Origin of the sequence: Ruminococcus sp. OM06-36AC (genome assembly GCF_003438725.1) — a bacterium.
Lineage (GTDB): Bacteria > Bacillota > Clostridia > Oscillospirales > Ruminococcaceae > Ruminococcus_C > Ruminococcus_C callidus.
In genome coordinates, this window is the sequence record NZ_QSTT01000004.1 from 13,900 (window position 1) to 33,090 (window position 19,191).

Consider the following 19,191-nt stretch of genomic DNA (forward strand, 5'->3'; position numbering starts at 1 on the left):
TGGGCAATATGACGGGAAATTTGCAAGCAGATGGCGTGCAAAGCCGTCAGACGCTCCTTGTGCGGTATTGCCTTAGGTTCGGGCAGTAACGCACAAGTTCTGTACGATCCTGCCAGCTTTCTGCGGCATATTTCAGCTGCGGGGGACACCCGCCGGAAAAATACCGTTTTCCTTTTTATTATCGCACGTTTTCACGACATTGTCAAGCAGTTTTCATGAAAATATCACAGGAAATCGCCATGAAATCCCACGATCTTTTTGCAGGGCGAAGCGTAAACCACATTGGGGAGAAAAAATGTCTGTTTTTGGGGTGATGTATAAAATGGGGTACTTCCGTGAAAACTTACACACTAAGCAAAAGACTTCACGAAAGAACCCCTCCACCGCCTACGGCGGTCCCCCTCCCCTTTCAGGGGAGGCTTTTTTATTCAGGCTCCCCTGAAAGGGAAGCTGGCACCGCAGGTGACTGAGGGGTTATCTTGTAAATCTTTTACATCAAGCAAAAGATTTCACGGAGTACCCCTCCACCAGCTACGCTGGTCCCCCTCCCCTAAAGGGGAGGCTTATTTTAGGCTCCCTTGAAAAGGGAGCTGGCAGCCGCAGGCTGACTGAGGGATTATATCGTAGACCTTTTACATTAAGCAAAAGATTCCACATAAAAATCCCTCCACCGCCTAACGGCGGTTCCCCTCCCTTTTCAAGGGGGGGTTTTTATTCAGGCTCCCCTGAAAGGGGCGGGGGACCAGCGTAGCTGGTGGAGGGGTTCTTTTGTGGAATCTTTTGCTTAGTGTGTAAGTTTTCACAGAAGTCCCCCTCAGTCAAGCCGGCGGCTTGCCAGCCCCCCTTTCAGGGGAGCCTGAATAAAAAAGCCTCCCCTGAAAGGGGCGCTGGCAAGCCGCAGGCTTGACTGAGGGGGACTTCTGTGAAAACTTACACACTAAGCAAAAGATTCCACAAAAGAACCCCTCCACCAGCTACGCTGGTCCCCCTCCCCTTTCAGGGGAGGCTTTTTTATTCAGGCTCCCCTTTAGGGCACCCGTAGGGCGTGCCTTGTGCTGAGCTGGCAAGCCGCAGGCTTGACTGAGGGGTTATCTTGTAAATCTTTTACATCAAGCAAAAGACTTCACGAAAGAACCCCTCCACCAGCTTCGCTGGTTCCCCTCCCCTAAAGGGGAGGCTATTTCAAACTCCCAAAACAAGCTGTAATTTGTAGAGATTGTCGGCTTCCAACGGGAAAAATCTGTATGAAGTGACAAAAATTCTGGAAAACCAGATTGCATCTTGCAAAAAAGTGCGGTTCATGTTATAATAAAATTGTATAGGCAGACGGGTGTTGGATTTTGTACCTGCACCGGCTGTCTGTGCCGTTGCAGAGGGCAAAGGCGGTTTTCTTCTATCATTCTGTCACTGCGTGGCGTATGATAAAGAGAGATCCTTTCTGCGATCTGCATGGAGTATGGATTCTCAGGGCAATATTGTCCTAGATAAGGTTTTAGGAGGAATTCTGAAGTGGAAAAGAAGCTGAAAAAAGGAAAGAAAGTTACCGTTCTCGGTGCCGGAAATGTTGGTGCGTCTATCGCATTTGCTCTGGCGATCAAAGGTCTTTGCTCTGAACTGCTGCTGATCGACATCAACAAGCCCAAGGCAAAGGGTGAGGCTATGGACATTATGCAGGGTAATGCATTCTGCCCGTCCTGCGATATTCACGACGGTGATTATCCGGACGCAGCAGATTCCGATATGGTCATCATCACCGTTGGTATTGCCAGAAAGCCGGGTCAGACCCGTATCGATCTGTGCAAGACCAATGCAAAGATCATGGCTTCCGTAATGCCGGAGATCGTGAAGTATGCTCCCCACGCATGTTATCTCGTAGTCAGCAATCCGGTTGACGTGCTGACCTATGAAGCAATTCGCGTATCCGGTCTGGACCCCAAGCAGGTCATCGGTTCCGGTACCGTTCTGGATTCTTCTCGTCTGCGTACCTGTCTGGCAGATCACGCTGGTCTGAACATCAAGAACATTCACGCATATGTATTCGGTGAACACGGCGATTCTTCCATGATCCCGTGGTCCCTGTCCAGCATTGCGGGCATGAAGTTTGATGAATACTGTGCAAATGTAGAAAATCTGGGCGACAAGGACGAGATCGAACAGGAAGTCCGCGACGGCGGTGCAGAGGTCATCAAGTGCAAGGGTGCAACATATTATGCAATTGCACTGTCTGTCAGCCAGATCACCGAAGCAATTCTGCGGGATACCAAGGCAGTTCTGACAGTTTCCACACTGCAGGACGGCACACACTACGGCGTAAAGGACGTTTGCCTGAGCCTGCCGTGCGTACTGGGTGCAAATGGTGTAGAACACGAGATCACACCGCCGATGACTGACGAGGAAATCGCACGCTTCCAGAAGAGCGGCGAAGCACTGCGTTCTGTAATCGACCAGATGGCTCTCTAATTTAAATAGTATAAAAGCACTCGCACGCCGGCACAGATCTCTGTGCAGACGGCTGCCGTACAGCGGCGGGGCTGATGCACCGGCACTGTCCGCTGACAAAAACTTCGGCAAACTGCCGAACACAGGTAATTGATTGGTTGGAAAGGGACAAAAAAATTATGGATTATGCAGCAGAATCTCTGAAACTGCACTACAAATGGCAGGGTAAGATCGAAGTCACACTTCGTGCACCGCTGGAAACCGCCGATGATCTTTCTCTGGCGTACACCCCCGGCGTTGCAGAGCCTTGTCTGGAAATTCAGAAAGATGTTTCCAAAAGCTATGACCTGACACGCCGCGGCAATCTGGTCGCAGTCATCACCGACGGCACCGCCGTTCTCGGACTGGGCGACATCGGACCGGAAGCCGGCATGCCGGTCATGGAGGGCAAATGTGCACTGTTCAAGCGTTTCGGCAATGTCGATGCGATTCCGCTTTGCGTTCGCTCCAAGAATGTGGACGAGATCGTAGAAACGGTTCGCCTGATCGCCGGCAGCTTTGGCGGTGTCAATCTGGAAGACATTTCCGCACCCCGCTGCTTCGAGATCGAGCGTCGTCTGAAGGAATGCTGTGACATTCCGATTTTCCACGATGACCAGCACGGCACTGCCGTTGTCACACTGGCAGCTATGCTCAACGCACTGAAGCTCACCGGCAAGGACATTCACGACATCAATGTGGTGACCAGCGGTGCCGGTGCAGCCGGACTTGCCATTATCCGCCTGCTGATCGCGATGGGTCTGGATCCGCACCATGTCATTCTGTGCGACCGCCACGGTGCGATCTACGAGGGACGGGATAACCTCAACCCTCAGAAGGAAGAAATGGCAAAGATCACCAACAGCGGCCACAAGGCAGGCACACTGGCAGAAATGCTGGTAGGGGCAGACGTTTTCATTGGCGTATCGGCTCCGCACTGCGTGACACCGGAAATGGTGAAGTCTATGGCAAAGGATCCGATCATCTTCGCGATGGCAAACCCCACGCCGGAGATCATGCCGGACGAAGCACTGGCAGCCGGTGCGGCAGTAATGGGCACCGGACGCAGCGACTTCCCGAACCAGATCAACAACGTTCTGGCATTCCCGGGAATCTTCCGCGGTGCACTGGACGTTCGTGCCAGCGACATCAATGACGCCATGAAGATCGCCGCAGCCAAGGCAATCGCCGACTTTGTAACACCTGATAAGCTGTCTGCGGAATATATCATTCCCAGCCCGCTGGAAGAAGGTGTCAGCGAAGCCGTTGCCAAGGCAGTGGCACAGGCAGCCAAGGATTCCGGCGTTGCAAGAGTGTAACGTATTCTCGTGACAGCCGGTTTCCCGAAACAGGCTCGAAACATTTTTGAAATGAGGCAGGGTGCCGGTTTCGGTGCCCTGCTTTTTTTGCCTGAAATCGAATGAAATTCAAGGGGAAAGCGTAATATTTTTAAGTGAAATCCCGATTCGGCGGCGAATGTTTTGAAAAATGATTAAAGATAGAAAAAAACCGGAAAAGCACTTGCGGATTTGTGTGAAATGTGCTAAAATAGACAGTGGACTTGCGGAGAACCTTTTGCAGGATTACAACAAAGCAAGGGCAATACCGCACAAAGAGCGTCTGGCGACTTTGCACGCCATCTGCTTGCAAATTTCCCGTCATATTTCGCAAAAATGCTCGTGAATACATCAAGTATTCACTCCGCTTTTTGTTTCATCTGACGAAAAATTTGACGACGCATCTGTCGCACAATCTTTGTGCGGTATTGCCCAAGGAAATTTTCCGCAGGACGGGGTAGGAACGCATGAAACAGGAATGCTTGAAATGGCTGATGCGGGGCGGAACTACGGTTCTGCTGGCAGGTGCCGTGGGGCTGCTGCTCTGGCAGGGGACACGGCACGTTTCCGAAAGGGAACTTTCCGCCCGACCCCAGCGGCTGGCTGCCGCAACGGTGGAAACTACGGGCATGGAAGCAACTGTTTCTGCCGTGGAAACTACTCTGCACACCGGTACCCGCCGGACAAAAACGGCTTCTGCCAAGCGTGCCGGACAGGCTTCCCAAGAAACCCGGACGGCTCCGGAAAGCACCACGCCGGCAGCCGAAACCGTGACCTTTCCGCTGGAACTGAACGCGGCTTCGGCGGCGGAACTGGAACAGCTGCCCCACATCGGGGCGGTGCTGGCGGAACGCATCACGGCATACCGCGACCAGATCGGCGGGTTCTCCAATCGGGAACAGCTTCTGGAGGTGGAGGGCATCGGCGAGGCGACCCTGTACGAAATTTATGATCTGCTCTATCTGGAAAACGAAACGTTTCCCGAACCGGAGCCGGAACCGGAACCGGCAGGAGCTCCCGCACCGGCGGCAGCACCGCAGCCGGCAGAAACGGCTCCGCCTGCAACAGAACCACCGGCGGCAGCTGCACCGGCAGTGACGTTCCCGCTGGATCTGAATCAGGCGACGGCGGCGGAACTGGAACAGATTCCCGGGATGCAGCCGGAACTGGCGGAGAAGATCGTGGCGTTCCGGCAGCAGATTCAGGCGTTTTCGTCGGTATATGAACTGCTCTACGTGGACGGCATGACGGAGGCGTATTTCGTGCAGCTTCGGGACTATGTGCAAATTACCGAGGAACTTGCCCAGTAGCCGCACTTTTTTGAGGAAACTCGACATTTTAACCAGTTTGTAACCTTTTACAGAAATGTTCGAAATACTTGGCGGATTGCACAAAAAAATCAACTGATTTTTGTACCGTATCACTGAAAAAAATGAAAGAACGGTATAAGGCATTGACATTTGTTTCGAATTGTTGTATATTAGGCTTATCACAAGAAATGTTCCCTAGGCGTGTTTTGTGCATTTTTATGGGAACAGGGTATGCCGCGGCGGAGAAATTCCGGCGGGCGGCATGGTATCATTTTTTATTGTTTATTGCACTGCTGTACCAAACCGGCACAACGTGTGATATATATATTTAAGGAGGAAATTTCCAATGAACAAGTTGAAAAGAACACTGGCTCTGATGGCTGCTCTGGCTATGACTGCAACTGCATTCGTAGGATGCGGCGGCAATGACAGCTCCAGCACTTCTGAGTCTAAGGCTGAGTCTTCTGCTGAAGACAGCAGCGAAGCAGATGCAGATTCCGCTGAAGATTCTACCGCTGAAGAAGAATCTTCTGTTGAGTCCGCAGCTGGCTACACCAACGTTGATGTTCCGGCTCTGGGCGAACCGGACGGCTCCCTGAAGGACGGCGGCGACAAGCTGACTATCCTGTGCTGGAACGATGATGACCTGAAGTACATGTACGACATCGTTGCTGATGCAACCGGCATGGACAAGAGCATGATCAACTACAAGAACGTTGGTTCTAACGGTACTGATGCTAACGAACAGTACGCACAGGTATTCCTGTCTGGCGACGACGTTGACCTGTACTTCTGCGACGCTGACTGGAACATGGCTTATCAGAACAACGATGAGTATTCTGCTCCGCTGTCTGCAGTAGGTATCTCTGAAGACATGTATGCAAATGCTTATGACTACACTGTAGCCATGGGCAAGGACAAGAACGGCGTCCTGAAGGGTGCTTCTTGGCAGGCTGCAGCAGGCGGCTATGCATACCGTGCAGATCTGGCTGAAGAATATCTGGGCGTAACTTCTCCGGAAGATATGCAGGCACAGGTCGGCAGCTGGGATGACTTCTGGAAGACCGCAGCTACCGTATATGAGAAGTCTGGCAACACCACTGCTATGGCTGACTCTCTGGGCGGCGTATGGAGAGCTTACTCCAACGGTAACAGAACCAAGTCTTGGGTAAACGACGGCAAGCTGGATCCTTCTTCCGTAGGTGATTTCATCTCTATGGCTAAGGAGAACTTCGACAAGGGTTACATCTCTGGTGCAACTCAGTGGAATGATGACTGGCTCCCGCAGGGTATGTCTGACGGTGCTCAGGCTAACAAGACCTTCGGTTTCTTCTTCCCGACTTGGGCAATCGCTAAGGGCGGTTCTCTGGAACAGGCTGAAGGCGGCGAAGGCGGCTCTACATACGGCAAGTATGCACTGTGCGAAGGCCCGACATCCTGGTTCTGGGGCGGCACATGGATCTGCGTATATCCGAAGACCGATAACGCTAAGGAAGCTGGCCAGTTCATCTACACTATGACTGCTGATGCTGATGCAATGCAGAAGTATGTAGACGCTCGTGGTGACTTCGTAAACAACAAGGGCGTAATGTCTGCTACAACTGAAGCTGGCACAAACAGCAACCCGCTGTTCGGTGGTCAGGATCAGTTCCAGATCCTGTTCAACTCTGCTGACAAGATCGACATGAGCATTGCTTCTGAGTATGATGCAAAGATCAACACTGACCTGCAGAACGCAGTTCAGGATTACTGCAATGGCGTAACCGCTTCTGAGGATGACTGCCTGAACGCATTCCTGGATGCAATTGCAGCTGATGTAACTGACATCACTGTTGAATAAGCTTCGGCTTCTCAACGCTTTTTGAATGATTGAACGTACAGCCTATAGGATAATTGCGTCCTATAGGCGTATGTTTATCTTTTCTCTTACTATTCTACTGAATTTTTGAAAGGGTGTGTGCAAATGGCATCCGCTGCACAACGTCGTATTAAGTCGATTAGCTATGCGAAATATGGCTATATGTTCATTGCCCCGTTCTTTCTTGTGTATTGTTTCTTCCAGATCTGGCCGCTGATCCAGACCTTTATCCTGAGCTTTCAGGGTAACGGTGCAGATGCGGGCACATTTGTCGGCTTCGACAACTATGCTACCATTCTGTTCGGTTCCGGTGAAGGAATGGGTCGTCGTGCAAAGGCAATGCAGGAGCTGTTTTTGACTTCGTTCAAAAACACGATCATTCTGTGGTTTGGTAACTTTATTCCGCAGATCCTGCTGTCTCTGCTGCTGGCAGTCTGGTTCACAGATTCGAAACTGCACATTCCGGGCGTGGGCTTCTTTAAGGTCGTTATGTACCTGCCGAATATCATCACCGCTGCATCTGTTGCAGCTCTGTTCATGCGTTTTATTTCCAACAGTCAGCTGTCCGCAATCAACACACTGCTGCTGAATGCAGGCAGCGATCCGGTAAGCTTCGAAGCATCTGCTGTTTGGAGCCGCGGCATCGTTATGTTTATTCAGACATGGCTATGGTTTGGTAATACCATGATCATGATGATGTCTGGTATCATGGGTATCAACCCCTCTCTGTTCGAAGCTGCTGCGATCGATGGTGCTTCCAGTGGTCAGGTGCTCCGCAAGGTGACCCTGCCGCTGCTGCGACCGATGGTTGTTTATACCCTGATCACTTCCATGATCGGTGGTTTGCAGATGTTCGATATTCCGTATCTGTATCACACAGGTGCAGGTAAAATCAACGTAAACCTGCGTACCGTTGCGGTATTCGTTTATGAACAGTTCCGTGCCGGTGCAAAGGTTCACCAGCCTGACTACGGCATTGCCGGTGCCGCTTCCGTAATTCTGTTTATCATCACTGCGGCTCTGGGTATTCTCGTATTCCGTATGAACCGTGATGAGGATGAGCATCGGAAGAAGCAGGAGCGTAAGGCTCTGGTCAAGGAATACAAGAAACAGCAGAAGCTGGCTAAGAATGGAGGTCTGGGTGCATAATGGAAAACGTTGGTGTTAAGGACAATTACATTCTGGTGCAAAGACTGAAATCGGCTGGCTGCTTCATTGTCTGCGTTCTGCTGGCACTGATCTGCTTGGTTCCGCTGTACATCATGATCATGAACGCAACCCACGGGGACGCTGCTCTGCGTGCTCAACCGTTGCAGTTCCTGCCGGGCGGTGACTTGATGACCAATATCAAGAATATTGCCGGCGGTGAATTCCCGCAGTCCCCGAACTTTAACGTTTGGCTGGGCTACCGGAACTCCCTGATCATTGCAGGCTGTACCACAGTTCTGACCGTATTCTTCTCTGCACTGACCTCTTATGGTCTGACCGTTTACGATTTCAAGATCCGTGACGGTGCATATACGTTTATTCTGGCAGTTATGATGATCCCGATCCAGGTTACATCTACCGGTTTCGTAAAGTTCATGGTAGGTACTCTGGGTCTGGCAAACAGCTACATTCCGCTGATCATTCCTGCAATCGCAGCACCTGCCGTTGTATTCTATATGCGTCAGTATATGAAGTCTTCCTTCCCGCTGGACATCGTAGAAGCTGCCCGTATCGACGGAAGCGGCGAGTTCCGCACCTTCCTGACCATTGCAATTCCGATGTGCAAACCGGCAATTGCAGTACAGGCGATCTTTGCGTTCGTACAGAACTGGAACAACTTCTATACACAGAATATGATCATCATTTCCAATGAAAAGCGTTTCACAATGCCGATCATGATCCAGAGCGTTCTGGGTCAGGATAAGCACCCTAATCTGGGTGCACAGTACGCTGCAGTTGCACTGTCTGTTATCCCGATCATTGTGATCTACCTGATTCTGTCCAGATTCATCGTTGCTGGTGTAGCACTGGGCGGCGTAAAGGAATAATCGCATTTCAAATTGTTGTTCATAGAAAGAGCCATTGCCTTCGGGCAGTGGCTCTTTTGTGTTATGGCATGTCACCCTGCGGCGGCAAGATGCAGCATATCAAAAAAACGCCTCTCCGGCAAGTGCACCGGAGGGGCGTTTTTAATATAGAGGATTGAGATTACTTCTGTTTCATTTCTGCTGCACGCAGGGTGTTTTTCATCAGCATGGTAATGGTCATCGGTCCCACGCCGCCGGGAACCGGTGTGATATAGCTTGCCTTGGGTTCCACTTCGGCGAATTCCACGTCACCGCAAAGCTTGCCGTTTTCGTCGTGGTTCATGCCCACGTCAATCACGATCGCACCCTCTTTCACCATGTCCGCGGTGATGAAGTGTGCCTTTCCCACGGCACTGACCAGAATATCCGCCGATGCACAAACCTCCTTGAGGTTCTTGGTGTGGGAGTGGCAAATGGTAACAGTTGCGTTCCGGTGGAGCAGCAGCATTGCCATGGGCTTGCCCACGATGTTGCTTCTGCCGACAACCACGCAGTTCTTGCCGTCGATCTCCACGCCGGTGCTGTCAATGAGTTCCATGACACCCGCCGGTGTGCAGGGGAGAAAGTCATAGTCGCCGATCATGATCTTGCCCACGTTTATGGGGTGGAATGCGTCCACATCTTTCAGCGGGGAAATGGTCTTGATGACCAGCTGTTCATCGAGGTGATCCGGCAGCGGCATCTGTACCAGAATGCCGTGTACCTTGTTGTCCTTGTTCAGCACGCCGATCAGATCCAGCAGCTGTTCTTCCGTTGCGTTTTCGTTCAGCTTGTACTCGAATGCGTGAAAGCCCACTTCCTCGCAGGCTCTCTGCTTGTTGCGAACATAGATCTGCGATGCCGGATCATTGCCCACCAGAATCACGGCAAGCCCCGGCTGAATACCGCGGTCTTCCCGCAGCTGCTGTGCCTGTTCCCGAATCTTCTGGCGAATCTGGGTGGAAACTTCCTTGCCCGAAATCAGTTTTGCCATGGTTATTTACTCCTTTTCTGTTTGGTTGGTATCAGTTTCTGCTGGTGTTTCGTCCGATTCTGAAGAATCTGTCGTATCTGTTTCTGCCACTTCGTCTGTCGAAGCGGTGTCCTTGTTGGTGTCGTCCTCCGGCTCTTTCACAAATTTGGCAGCCTCATATTCTGCCAGCATCTGCTTGGATTCGTTGGTGTCCTTGTACATGCGGTAGTCCACGCCCATGCGTTTCACTTTGGTGCCAATTGCGATTTGCAGAATTATGGAAATCACCACGCAGGTGATCGCCAGTATCTGGGACACGCGGACGTTGCCGATTACCAGACTGTCCGTCCGCAGGCTCTCCACCACGGCACGCTCTGCACCGTACCAGCAGATATAGATCAGGAAGATCTGTCCGTCGTACCGGCGAATTTTCTTGGCGAAAATTGCCAGCAGTACAAAGCCCAGCAGGCACCACAGGGATTCGTACAGGAAGCAGGGGTGTACCGGCTGAGAAGCGTCCAGCGTGGTGCCGAAGTTGGCGAAGTAGGTGGTAGAGGGGTACTGGTCGGTGATCCACTCCTGAATCCGTCCGCCGGACATGCCGAACAGGCTGTCGGTGTTGCAGCCGAACGCCTCCTGATTAAAGAAGTTGCCCCAGCGGCCGATGCCCTGTCCCAGCAGGAACCCGATGCCCACGATGTCCAGCAGGGGGAGAAACTTCACCTTGCGGATCTTTGCCACCAGAAAGCCCACCAGCAGACTGCCGATGATGCCGCCGTAAATGGCAAGCCCGCCGCCGCGAATGTTGAAAATGCTTTTCCAGTTGCCGGCGTAATCGCTCCAGTTCAGCAGCACGTAGTAGGCACGGGCACCTACCACGCCGCCGATGATGCCGCCGATGATGCAGTCCAGCACGCGATCCGGATTCAGCCCGTACTTTTTTACTTGGGTGAACGCGTAGATCATTGCCAGTACCAGCCCCAGCGTGATGAGAATGCCGTACCATTGAATGTCCAGCCCGCCGATCGAAAAGGCGGTGCTGTTGACGTGGAGATCGATGCCCAGCTTCGGGAAAACGATCTCGTTGTAGTCCAGTGTCCCGATTGTTTCAGTTGCCATATGTTTTCGGCTCCTTTGGATTATTCTGCCGGTGTGATGACAGACAGGCTCATGCGGCGGACATCGACTTCTTCCCGCAGGAAGCGGTTGCAGTCGTCCAGTGTCATTTCAGACAGCACCTGCATGGGGTCGTACAGTCCGCAGCCAGCCATGTGAGCTGCTACCAGCGTGTTGGTGACGGCGGAAACATTGCCCAGCTTCCGCACCAGTTCTCCGTAGGCGGACTTTTTGGACTCGTTGAACATGACCTCGTCCAGCCCGTTTTTCTGTGCGTCCAGAATTGCCGCGGTGACCTTTTCCCGTACCGCCTGCGGGTCGCGGGATTCGCCGCCGAAGATCATGGTAAAGAACCCGTCGCCGTTAAAGACCTCGCTGGAGAAACTATCGTTGACCAGTCCGCTTTGCAGCATTTCCTGATACAGGGGAGAGGAACTGCCGGATAAGGTCTGCATGGTGATGTCCGCCAGCATTTCCGCACGGAGATTGTCCAGTCCCTGCCGCGGCTGGCACTTGATGCCCAGATTGAACAGCGGCTGTCCCACTGCGGCAGATTCCACCGTTTCCTCCCGTACAATGTCCAGCGTTTCCTCCGGAAAGACGGTTTCCAGCTTCTGATCTTCGCAGGGCTTCAGCAGCCGGTCGGCAACCTCCAGCACCTCGTCCACCGTGCACTTTCCGGCAACTGCCAGTACCATGTTGTGGAGGTTGTAGAACGTGCGGTAGCAGCGGTACAGCAGATCGTCTGTAATTTCCGCAATGCTTTCAATGGTGCCGGCGATGTCGATGCGAACCGGATGCTTCTGGTACAGACCGCACAGCATGTTGAAGAATACCCGCCAGCCGGGGTCGTCGTCGCACATACGGATCTCCTGCCCGATAATGCCCTGTTCCTTGGCAACGCTTTCCGGCGTGAAGTACGGCGACTGGACAAAGGAGAGCAGGATCTCCAGCGAAGCCTTGAAGTTGTCGGAGCAGCTGAAGAAATAGCAGGTCTTGTCGAACGAGGTGAACGCGTTGGCGTTGGCACCAGTCTTGGCGTACAGGTCGAACACATCGCAGTCCTCGTTCTCGAACAGCTTGTGTTCCAGGAAGTGGGCGATGCCCTCCGGCACGGTGCAGTAGTCCTTGTCCGCCGCGGTCTTGAACTGGGTGTTGATCGAGCCGTACTTTGTGCCGAACATGGCTTCGGTGGTGCTGTAGCCCTCCATTTCGCAGACTAAGATCTCCAGCCCGCTTTTGTGGTGGATATGGGTGTACTTGTCACCGGTCTGGGGGGAAACGATCGTCTTTTTCGTGGTTTCTGCCATGTTATTCCGCCTCCTGTTCTTTGCATTCCATAATATAAACGGTATCCGGCTGCATGGACTTTGCCGCCGCGATGATGTCCTCTCTGGTGACCTGACGGTACCGTTCTTCTTCCTCCGCCGGTGTCAGCTTGGTGCCGCGGCAGAACTGCCCGAAATACCATGCAATATAGCTGCTGGCAGTATCGCCCACACCGCAGAGGGTGTTGTGAATGGTCATCATGGTGCTGTGCATTTCCTCGTCCGAAATGTCGCCGCTGCAAATGGCTTCCAGCTGTGCCGCAATGGCAGTTTCGGCAGTTTCCAGATTTTCGGTTTCAATGCCGCTGTCCACCTGCATGAACGACTTGCACTCGTTGAAGTTTGCCGCACAGTAGTAGCAAAGGCTCATCTTTTCCCGCACGTTGGCGAACAGCTTGGAGCTGGGTGTACCGCCGAGGAGCATCGTCATCATTTTCAGGGCATACCGGTCGGTATAGCTGGTTTTCCAGCCCATGACCATTTTGCATTGGTTGACCGGCAGGGCTTCCCGCACGGTGACAGGCTCCGGCTTGCAGGGGCTGGGGGACAGGAACGAAACGGGAACCGGCTTCCGGTCGGCAATGGCAGCGAAAGCCTGCCGCAGGGTGTCCGCCAGCTGGGGAACAGCTTCCGGTCCCACAAAGTAGATCTCGATCTGTGCCGTCCGGAGCAGCTGCTGAAATGCTTCGTAAGCAGCCTTCGGAGTCATGGCTTCGGCAGATTCGCGGGTGCCGTAGCAGGAAAACGCAGCCGGTTCGCCGGCGAATGCGGTCTTGTGGGTTTGAGAAATGGCGTACTGCCGCTTCTCGTTGACTTCCGCATCAATGCAGTCCAGCAGGTTGGTCTGCTGAATGCGGAACTCGGTTTCGTCGAATGCACCGTCTGTCACATTCGGCTCAAAAATGCAGCCCAGCAGGATCTGGGTGAGTTCCGAAAAGACAGCTTCGTGTTCCAGAGCATAGCGGTCAGCAATGGAAGAAGTCCGCAGGGTGATGACCTGTACATCACCCATTTTGGAAATGCTGCAACTGAGATCTGCCCCGTATAGCATGTGCAGCTTGCGGTTCATGATCGCGTTGGAGGGATAGGCTTTGCTGCTGGAGGCGATCAGAGAACCGCCCAGTCCGCAGGCAGCTGCGTTTTTCTCCGACAAAGGCTGGAGGAATTGGATCCGCAGCGAGTTGGTTTTGAGTTTGGGATCCAGAATTTCAGAAAATGCAATGGCATCTGAAAGCGGGATACGTTGATAACTGGTTGTCATAACATCGTCCTTTCTCAAGGCAGTCCGGAAAAGGGACTGCCCGCACGAATATCAGAACCTGCCATAGGCGGGTTTCGGAGCGTGTTTTTATGGCAATACCGCACAAAGATTGTGCGACAGATGCGTCGTCAAATTTTTCGTCAGATGAAACAAAAAGCGGCGTGCAAAGTCGCCAGACGCTCTTTGTGTGGTATTGCCTTATATCATGTGCACACGCTCTGCATAGTGGCGTATACGCAGAAAATTTCTGACAGAGCAGGCGGCGTGAGAGCCGGCTCGGTATACAGGGAAACGCTGCACAAGCTTTATGCAGCGGCTCACAGAATTTATTATACCACATTTCATTTGGAATTGCTATGGTTTTCACGAAATTCTCAGAAATATTTTCCGGTGCAGGAAATTGTCTGGGTGACAGTGAGAGATGCCTGTGGAATAGCCGTCCCTGAAAAAGAAGTCCAATTCATGAGGGAGCCTGAACAAAAAGCCTCCCTTGAAAAGGGAGGTGGCACGAAGTGCCGGAGGGATTTCTTCGTGAAACCTAACATAGCAAGTAAAAGATTTTCCACATGCACTAGGCTCCTAAGTAGAGGGTGATGCCCACATCGCCCCGTGAAACATAATTTCTAGGGCAGCCATGTCGAAACCGTTCGGCGGAATTCGCTCGTACCTCGCTGTCCGCCTGTGGCTTGCCAACGCCGATTGTTGCCCTTGCCTGTATCGGTAATGTTGATATTCAGGTATTTTTCCGGTATAGGTGGGTGACTTTATTGGATACGGCGTTTGCAAGTTCGTATATAGCCTCCCCTGAAAGGGGAGGGGGACCAGCGTAGCTGGTGGAGGGGTTCTTCCGTGCAATTCGCTACAGCAGCCAACCGATTTCACAAAGAGTTACGCTTCTTTTTTTCTTTGCTGAAAAGAAAAAAAGAAGCAAAAAAAGAAAAGAGTTCGCATTTCCCCTGTACTGTGAGATTCAAGTATCACCCGAAAATTACACGGGAAATAACCTTTTTCGACTAACAAAAATTCCCCGGCGGGGCATGCAGGCGGCTGCTGCCGCCGTAACACTACCCTTTTCACACTTAAAATTGGGGCGTAAGGTCAGCGGTGACTCACCGCATTTTTGCATGGTTTACAATTTGTTGTTGAAAAGAAAAAGGATTTTTAGTATAATAAAATATGAGAATCTATTCGAAGATGTGTACGCTTTCAGAGCCTGCCACGCGTCTGAACACGTCAGATGCAGAACAGGCTTTCGGCTCCAACGGGAGGAAAATACCATGAAAACAATTACCGTGCACGCCAGCCAGACGTATCCCATTTGGATCGGGAGAGGACTGCTGGGACAGTGTGGCACATATCTGAAGCAGCAGACCAAGGCACAGACTGCCGCTGTCATTACCGATGACCATGTAGACTGCTATTACGGGGACATTGTGACCAAGTCGCTGGAAGAAAACGGCTTCCGGACGATCAAGTTCGTGTTCCCACACGGAGAAGCCTCCAAGTGCAGCAAAACGCTGAACCAGATCTACGACTTCCTCTGTGAAAATAATATCACCCGCACCGACTGTCTGGTTGCACTGGGCGGCGGCGTGGTAGGAGATATTACCGGATTCGCGGCGGCGACCTATCTCCGCGGTCTGGACTATCTCCAGATCCCCACCAGCCTGCTGGCACAGGTGGATTCGTCCGTAGGCGGAAAGACTGCGATCGACCTGACCGGCGGCAAAAATCTGGTGGGAGCCTTTAAACAGCCGGTGGCAGTGCTCTGCGATCTGGACACCCTGCACACCCTGCCGAAGCTGTTTCTGGCAGACGGCATGGGCGAAGTCATCAAGTACGGCATGATTCGGGACGAAAAGCTGTTCACACTGCTGGAACAGCACACGCTGGAAACCGTCAGCGAAGTCATGGACGAGATCGTTCCCACCTGCATCGACATCAAGCGGGACGTGGTGGAACACGACGAGTTCGACACCGGCGAGCGTATGATCCTGAACTTCGGGCACACGCTGGGACATGCGGTGGAAAGCTACTACCACTACGAAACCTATACCCACGGCAGTGCAGTTGCCGCCGGCATGTGCATGATGACCAGGGCGACCTGTACGCCGGAACTGTATGTGCGGCTGTGCGACTGCGTAAAGGCATACGACCTGCCCACAGAAGTAGACGCTCCCGTTGCGGAACTGGTGCCCCTGTGCGGCAATGACAAGAAACGTGCCAGTGCATCGCTGCGGTTTATCGTCTGCGAAACCATCGGCAGGGCGGAGATTCGCTCCATGCCTTTCACAGAATTTGCCGCATGGATGGGAGGCGTGGACGCATGAACATTCTGATTACGCCGTCCCGCCTGCACGGCACTGTGCGGATCCCTGCTTCCAAGAGCATGGCACACCGGCTGCTGATCTGTGCCGCACTGGCAGAGGGCACTTCAGTCATTTCCGGCGTGGATATGTCCCGTGACATCACCGCCACCATGGACGTGCTCTCCGCATTCGGGGCATCGTTCCGGCAGGAGGGCAGCACCATTACCGTAACCGGCGTGGGCAATGCCCGACCGCAGGCGGCTGTGGCGGATTGCTGCGAAAGCGGCTCTACGCTGCGGTTCCTGATTCCCGTGGCAGCAGCACTGGGTATACACACCACCTTTTTCGGACAGGGCAGACTGCCTCAGCGTCCCGTTACCGCGTACCTGCGGGAACTGACCAAAAAGGGCATCACGTTCGACTACCACAACACCATGCCCTTTACCATTGACGGCAAGCTGCGATCCGGCGTGTTCGAACTGGAGGGCGACGTTTCTTCCCAGTATGTGACCGGTCTGCTGTTTGCCCTGCCGCTGCTGGACGGGGATTCCGAAATTCGCATGTTGTCCAAGCTGGAATCCAAGCCCTATGTCGATCTGACCATTGCCTGCCTGCGGCACTTCGGCATTGCCGTGCAGGAAACCGAACAGGGTTACGCTGTTGCCGGCGGACAGCAGTATCATGCCTGTGACCTCACAGTGGAGGGGGATTATTCACAGGCGGCGTTCTTCTGCGTGGCGAATGCACTGGGCAGCGACATCACCCTCACCAATCTGAATCCGGAAAGTGTGCAGGGCGATAAAAAAATTGTGGAAATTGTCCGCGAGATGTGTTATAATAGAGAACAGGGGCTGCCGGCAGGATTTACCGTAGATGCGGCAGACATTCCTGACCTTGTGCCGATTCTGGCAGTGCTTGCCACATTTGGTACGGCACCGTCCAGCATCACCGGAGCACACCGCCTTGCCATTAAGGAGAGCGACCGGCTGGCATCGACTGCCGACCTGCTGAACCGGCTGGGCGGCAAGGTGACCGCCACACCGGACGGTCTGGAGATCGAACCGGTGGAACATCTGCACGGCGGCACCGTGGACAGCTGCGGCGATCATCGTATCGCCATGTGTGCTGCGGTGGCAGCCACACGCTGTGCCGGAGAAGTGACCATTCTCCATGGAGAATGCGTGGAAAAATCATATCCTCGGTTCTATGAGGATTATCGTCAGTTAGGAGGAATCGCCAATGTCATCGTTCTGGAGTCGTAATATTTCCCTTTCTATTTTTGGGGAGTCCCACGGACCTGCGATCGGTGTCGTGATCGACAATCTGCCGCCGGGGGAATACATTGATCTGGAAAAGCTGCGGCAGTTTATGGCACGCCGTGCCCCGAAAAAGGACGGCACCACCACACCCCGCGGGGAAAAAGATCTGCCTCAGATCATGTCCGGTCTGCTGAATGACCGCACCACCGGCGTGCCGCTGTGTGCGTTTATCCAGAACACGGATACCCGTTCCAAGGACTACAGCAATCTGGCAAGACTGCCCCGTCCCGGTCATGCGGACTATACCGGTGCCATGCGGTACCGCGGGTTCAATGACGTTCGCGGCGGCGGACATTTCTCCGGCAGACTGACTGCACCGCTGTGTTTCGCCGGAGCCGTCTGCGGACAGATTCTGGAACGCCGTGGCATTTACACCGGTGCCCATATTGCCAGCATACACGGAATTCAAGATGATGCATTCAGCCGCACCAAAGTGACCAAGGAAGACATTCTGGAAGTACGGGAAAAGGATTTTCCGGTGCGGAACGATGCACAGGGCGAAGAGATGAAAGATGACATTCGCGATGCCAGCCACGGCGGCGAATCTCTGGGCGGCATCATTGAGTGTGTCACGATCAATATGCCTGCCGGTGTAGGCTCGCCCATTTTTGAGGGACTGGAAAACACCATCGCCCAGCTGATCTTCGGCATTCCCGCGGTAAAGGGGCTGGAATTCGGTGCCGGTTTTCAGGTTGCCGAAATGGTGGGCAGCCAGAACAACGACCCGTTCTATATTGACGAAAAGGGTCACGTGATGACAAAGACCAATAACCACGGCGGTATTCTGGGCGGCATTTCTTCGGGCATGCCGATCACGCTGAATGTGGCGATCAAGCCCACCGCTTCGATCGCCAAGCCGCAGGAAACCGTGGATTTTCGGGCAAAGACAAACGAGATGCTCCAGATTCAGGGACGGCACGACCCGTGCATTGTGCCCCGTGCAGTGCCCTGTGTGGAAGCGGCGGTGAACATCGCTCTGCTTTCCCATATGATGGATTATCCGCATTTTTGAGGAAACACTGTAGATTGCACTTGTGAGATGCGAGGTGACAGGCTGTGCAGGAAGAAAATATGATGAAAATGTCGAAAATGGCAACGCCGCCGATCATGGATCCGCATACGGCAAATATTCTGATTTGTTATTTGCTGTATAAGATCGATAAACCGGTGCAGGTCAGCCATTTGTACGACATTGCGGTAGGAAGCAACATTATCAACTATTTTGCCTATCAGGATTCGATCAGTTATCTGACGGAGCACAATTCTGTGGCAGTGCGTCAGAATGAGGAAGCTGTCGATTACTATGTGCTGACAGAAAACGGGATTCGGACGGCAAAGGAACTGCGAAACTATGTGGGAAAGGCGTATCGGGACAAGCTGGTTTCGGCGGCGTTCCACTATTTCGCACGCATCAAGCGGGAGAGCGAAGTCAAGATCGAGTATATCCCGCTGAAAAAGGGCTACTATGTGCATGTTCGCTGTCTGGACATTGAGGATGATCTGCTGGACATGAAACTCTATGCACCGGACTACACCCAAGCCAAGTATCTGGGCGAACAGATCATGCTGAATCCGGCGGGATTTTACGGAAAGATTCTCGATGCGGCGTTTTCCAATCAGGAAGAACCGTATGATTTGAGCGATAATTGAGGATATAAAGTGAAAAAGCGTGGAGCAGGGAAGCTTCACGCTTTTTTGCGGCTTGCCCCGCCGGGGGATTTTTGTTGGTGAAAATAAAGCCTCCCCTGAAAGGGGAGGGGGACCGCCGTTAGGCGGTGGAGGGGTTTCTACGTAACGTTCAACGTCAAACAAAAGATTTTACATCAGTGGAAGATTCTCTGTATAATC

At 52.9% G+C, this 19,191-nt stretch carries 14 protein-coding genes; 10 read left to right on the top strand and 4 right to left on the bottom strand.

Annotated elements, in window-relative coordinates:
- Positions 1-1,521 precede the first annotated feature (1,521 nt).
- The 6 genes from DXB92_RS04915 (at position 1,522) to DXB92_RS04940 (ending at position 9,019) form a co-directional block, all read left to right on the top strand.
- Entirely contained in the window at positions 1,522-2,460 is a 939-nt protein-coding gene (locus tag DXB92_RS04915) for an L-lactate dehydrogenase (RefSeq protein WP_040647891.1), read from the top strand.
- Between the two features lie 158 nt (positions 2,461-2,618).
- Positions 2,619-3,797, top strand: coding sequence for a malic enzyme-like NAD(P)-binding protein (locus DXB92_RS04920; protein ID WP_117733068.1), 1,179 nt, complete (start codon positions 2,619-2,621; stop codon positions 3,795-3,797).
- A gap of 485 nt (positions 3,798-4,282) precedes the next feature.
- Positions 4,283-5,125, top strand: a complete 843-nt coding sequence (locus DXB92_RS04925; RefSeq protein ID WP_117732839.1) for a helix-hairpin-helix domain-containing protein — start codon at positions 4,283-4,285, stop codon at positions 5,123-5,125.
- Between the two features lie 346 nt (positions 5,126-5,471).
- Positions 5,472-6,965, top strand: coding sequence for a carbohydrate ABC transporter substrate-binding protein (locus DXB92_RS04930; RefSeq protein ID WP_117732841.1), 1,494 nt, complete (start codon positions 5,472-5,474; stop codon positions 6,963-6,965).
- Positions 6,966-7,088: 123 nt separating this feature from the next.
- On the top strand, positions 7,089-8,132 hold the full coding sequence (locus DXB92_RS04935; protein WP_117732843.1) for a sugar ABC transporter permease: 1,044 nt from the start codon (positions 7,089-7,091) through the stop codon (positions 8,130-8,132).
- Positions 8,132-9,019 carry a carbohydrate ABC transporter permease gene (locus DXB92_RS04940; RefSeq protein WP_117732845.1) on the top strand — a complete coding sequence of 296 codons (888 nt, stop codon included), beginning with the start codon at positions 8,132-8,134 and terminating at the stop codon, positions 9,017-9,019. Before DXB92_RS04935 ends, DXB92_RS04940 begins: the two co-directional genes overlap by 1 nt.
- Before the next feature lie 160 nt (positions 9,020-9,179).
- On the opposite strand, the gene folD is transcribed toward DXB92_RS04940, so the two are convergent.
- From folD to DXB92_RS04960, 4 genes are read right to left on the bottom strand one after another with little or no spacing between them, the layout of a single operon-like run.
- Positions 9,180-10,031: a bifunctional methylenetetrahydrofolate dehydrogenase/methenyltetrahydrofolate cyclohydrolase FolD gene (folD, locus tag DXB92_RS04945; protein ID WP_021682959.1), complete on the bottom strand. Its 852-nt coding sequence runs from the start codon at positions 10,029-10,031 to the stop codon at positions 9,180-9,182.
- Between the two features lie 6 nt (positions 10,032-10,037).
- Positions 10,038-11,129, bottom strand: coding sequence for a prolipoprotein diacylglyceryl transferase (lgt, locus tag DXB92_RS04950; RefSeq protein ID WP_117732847.1), 1,092 nt, complete (start codon positions 11,127-11,129; stop codon positions 10,038-10,040).
- A 20-nt stretch (positions 11,130-11,149) separates the two neighbouring features.
- On the bottom strand, positions 11,150-12,436 hold the full coding sequence (locus DXB92_RS04955; RefSeq protein ID WP_021682957.1) for a pitrilysin family protein: 1,287 nt from the start codon (positions 12,434-12,436) through the stop codon (positions 11,150-11,152).
- 1 nt (position 12,437) lies between these two features.
- Positions 12,438-13,715, bottom strand: a complete 1,278-nt coding sequence (locus DXB92_RS04960; RefSeq protein WP_021682956.1) for an insulinase family protein — start codon at positions 13,713-13,715, stop codon at positions 12,438-12,440.
- 1,277 nt (positions 13,716-14,992) lie between these two features.
- On the opposite strand from DXB92_RS04960, the gene aroB reads away from it, so the two are divergent.
- Genes aroB through DXB92_RS04985 form a run of 4 tightly spaced genes read left to right on the top strand, consistent with a single transcriptional unit; the run spans position 14,993 to position 18,993 of the window.
- On the top strand, positions 14,993-16,045 hold the full coding sequence (gene aroB, locus DXB92_RS04970) for a 3-dehydroquinate synthase (protein ID WP_117732851.1): 1,053 nt from the start codon (positions 14,993-14,995) through the stop codon (positions 16,043-16,045).
- Positions 16,042-17,286 (top strand): 3-phosphoshikimate 1-carboxyvinyltransferase, encoded by a 1,245-nt coding sequence (gene aroA / locus DXB92_RS04975; protein WP_117732853.1) that lies wholly within the window; start codon positions 16,042-16,044, stop codon positions 17,284-17,286. The genes aroB and aroA overlap by 4 nt, the downstream gene beginning before the upstream one ends.
- Positions 17,264-18,355: a chorismate synthase gene (gene aroC / locus DXB92_RS04980; RefSeq protein ID WP_117732855.1), complete on the top strand. Its 1,092-nt coding sequence runs from the start codon at positions 17,264-17,266 to the stop codon at positions 18,353-18,355. The genes aroA and aroC overlap by 23 nt, the downstream gene beginning before the upstream one ends.
- Before the next feature lie 59 nt (positions 18,356-18,414).
- Complete coding sequence (locus DXB92_RS04985) at positions 18,415-18,993, top strand: DUF4364 family protein (RefSeq protein WP_117732857.1); 579 nt, start codon at positions 18,415-18,417, stop codon at positions 18,991-18,993.
- Positions 18,994-19,191 lie beyond the last annotated feature (198 nt).

Bases quoted from the DNA above. Each gene is read 5' to 3' on its own strand.
- DXB92_RS04920 (WP_117733068.1), top strand. From the start codon at position 2,619: ATGGATTATGCAGCAGAATCTCTGAAACTGCACTACAAATGGCAGGGT.
- DXB92_RS04925 (WP_117732839.1), top strand. From the start codon at position 4,283: ATGAAACAGGAATGCTTGAAATGGCTGATGCGGGGCGGAACTACGGTT.
- DXB92_RS04930 (WP_117732841.1), top strand. From the start codon at position 5,472: ATGAACAAGTTGAAAAGAACACTGGCTCTGATGGCTGCTCTGGCTATG.
- DXB92_RS04935 (WP_117732843.1), top strand. From the start codon at position 7,089: ATGGCATCCGCTGCACAACGTCGTATTAAGTCGATTAGCTATGCGAAA.
- DXB92_RS04940 (WP_117732845.1), top strand. From the start codon at position 8,132: ATGGAAAACGTTGGTGTTAAGGACAATTACATTCTGGTGCAAAGACTG.
- folD (WP_021682959.1), bottom strand. From the start codon at position 10,031: ATGGCAAAACTGATTTCGGGCAAGGAAGTTTCCACCCAGATTCGCCAG.
- lgt (WP_117732847.1), bottom strand. From the start codon at position 11,129: ATGGCAACTGAAACAATCGGGACACTGGACTACAACGAGATCGTTTTC.
- DXB92_RS04955 (WP_021682957.1), bottom strand. From the start codon at position 12,436: ATGGCAGAAACCACGAAAAAGACGATCGTTTCCCCCCAGACCGGTGAC.
- DXB92_RS04960 (WP_021682956.1), bottom strand. From the start codon at position 13,715: ATGACAACCAGTTATCAACGTATCCCGCTTTCAGATGCCATTGCATTT.
- aroB (WP_117732851.1), top strand. From the start codon at position 14,993: ATGAAAACAATTACCGTGCACGCCAGCCAGACGTATCCCATTTGGATC.
- aroA (WP_117732853.1), top strand. From the start codon at position 16,042: ATGAACATTCTGATTACGCCGTCCCGCCTGCACGGCACTGTGCGGATC.
- aroC (WP_117732855.1), top strand. From the start codon at position 17,264: ATGTCATCGTTCTGGAGTCGTAATATTTCCCTTTCTATTTTTGGGGAG.
- DXB92_RS04985 (WP_117732857.1), top strand. From the start codon at position 18,415: ATGATGAAAATGTCGAAAATGGCAACGCCGCCGATCATGGATCCGCAT.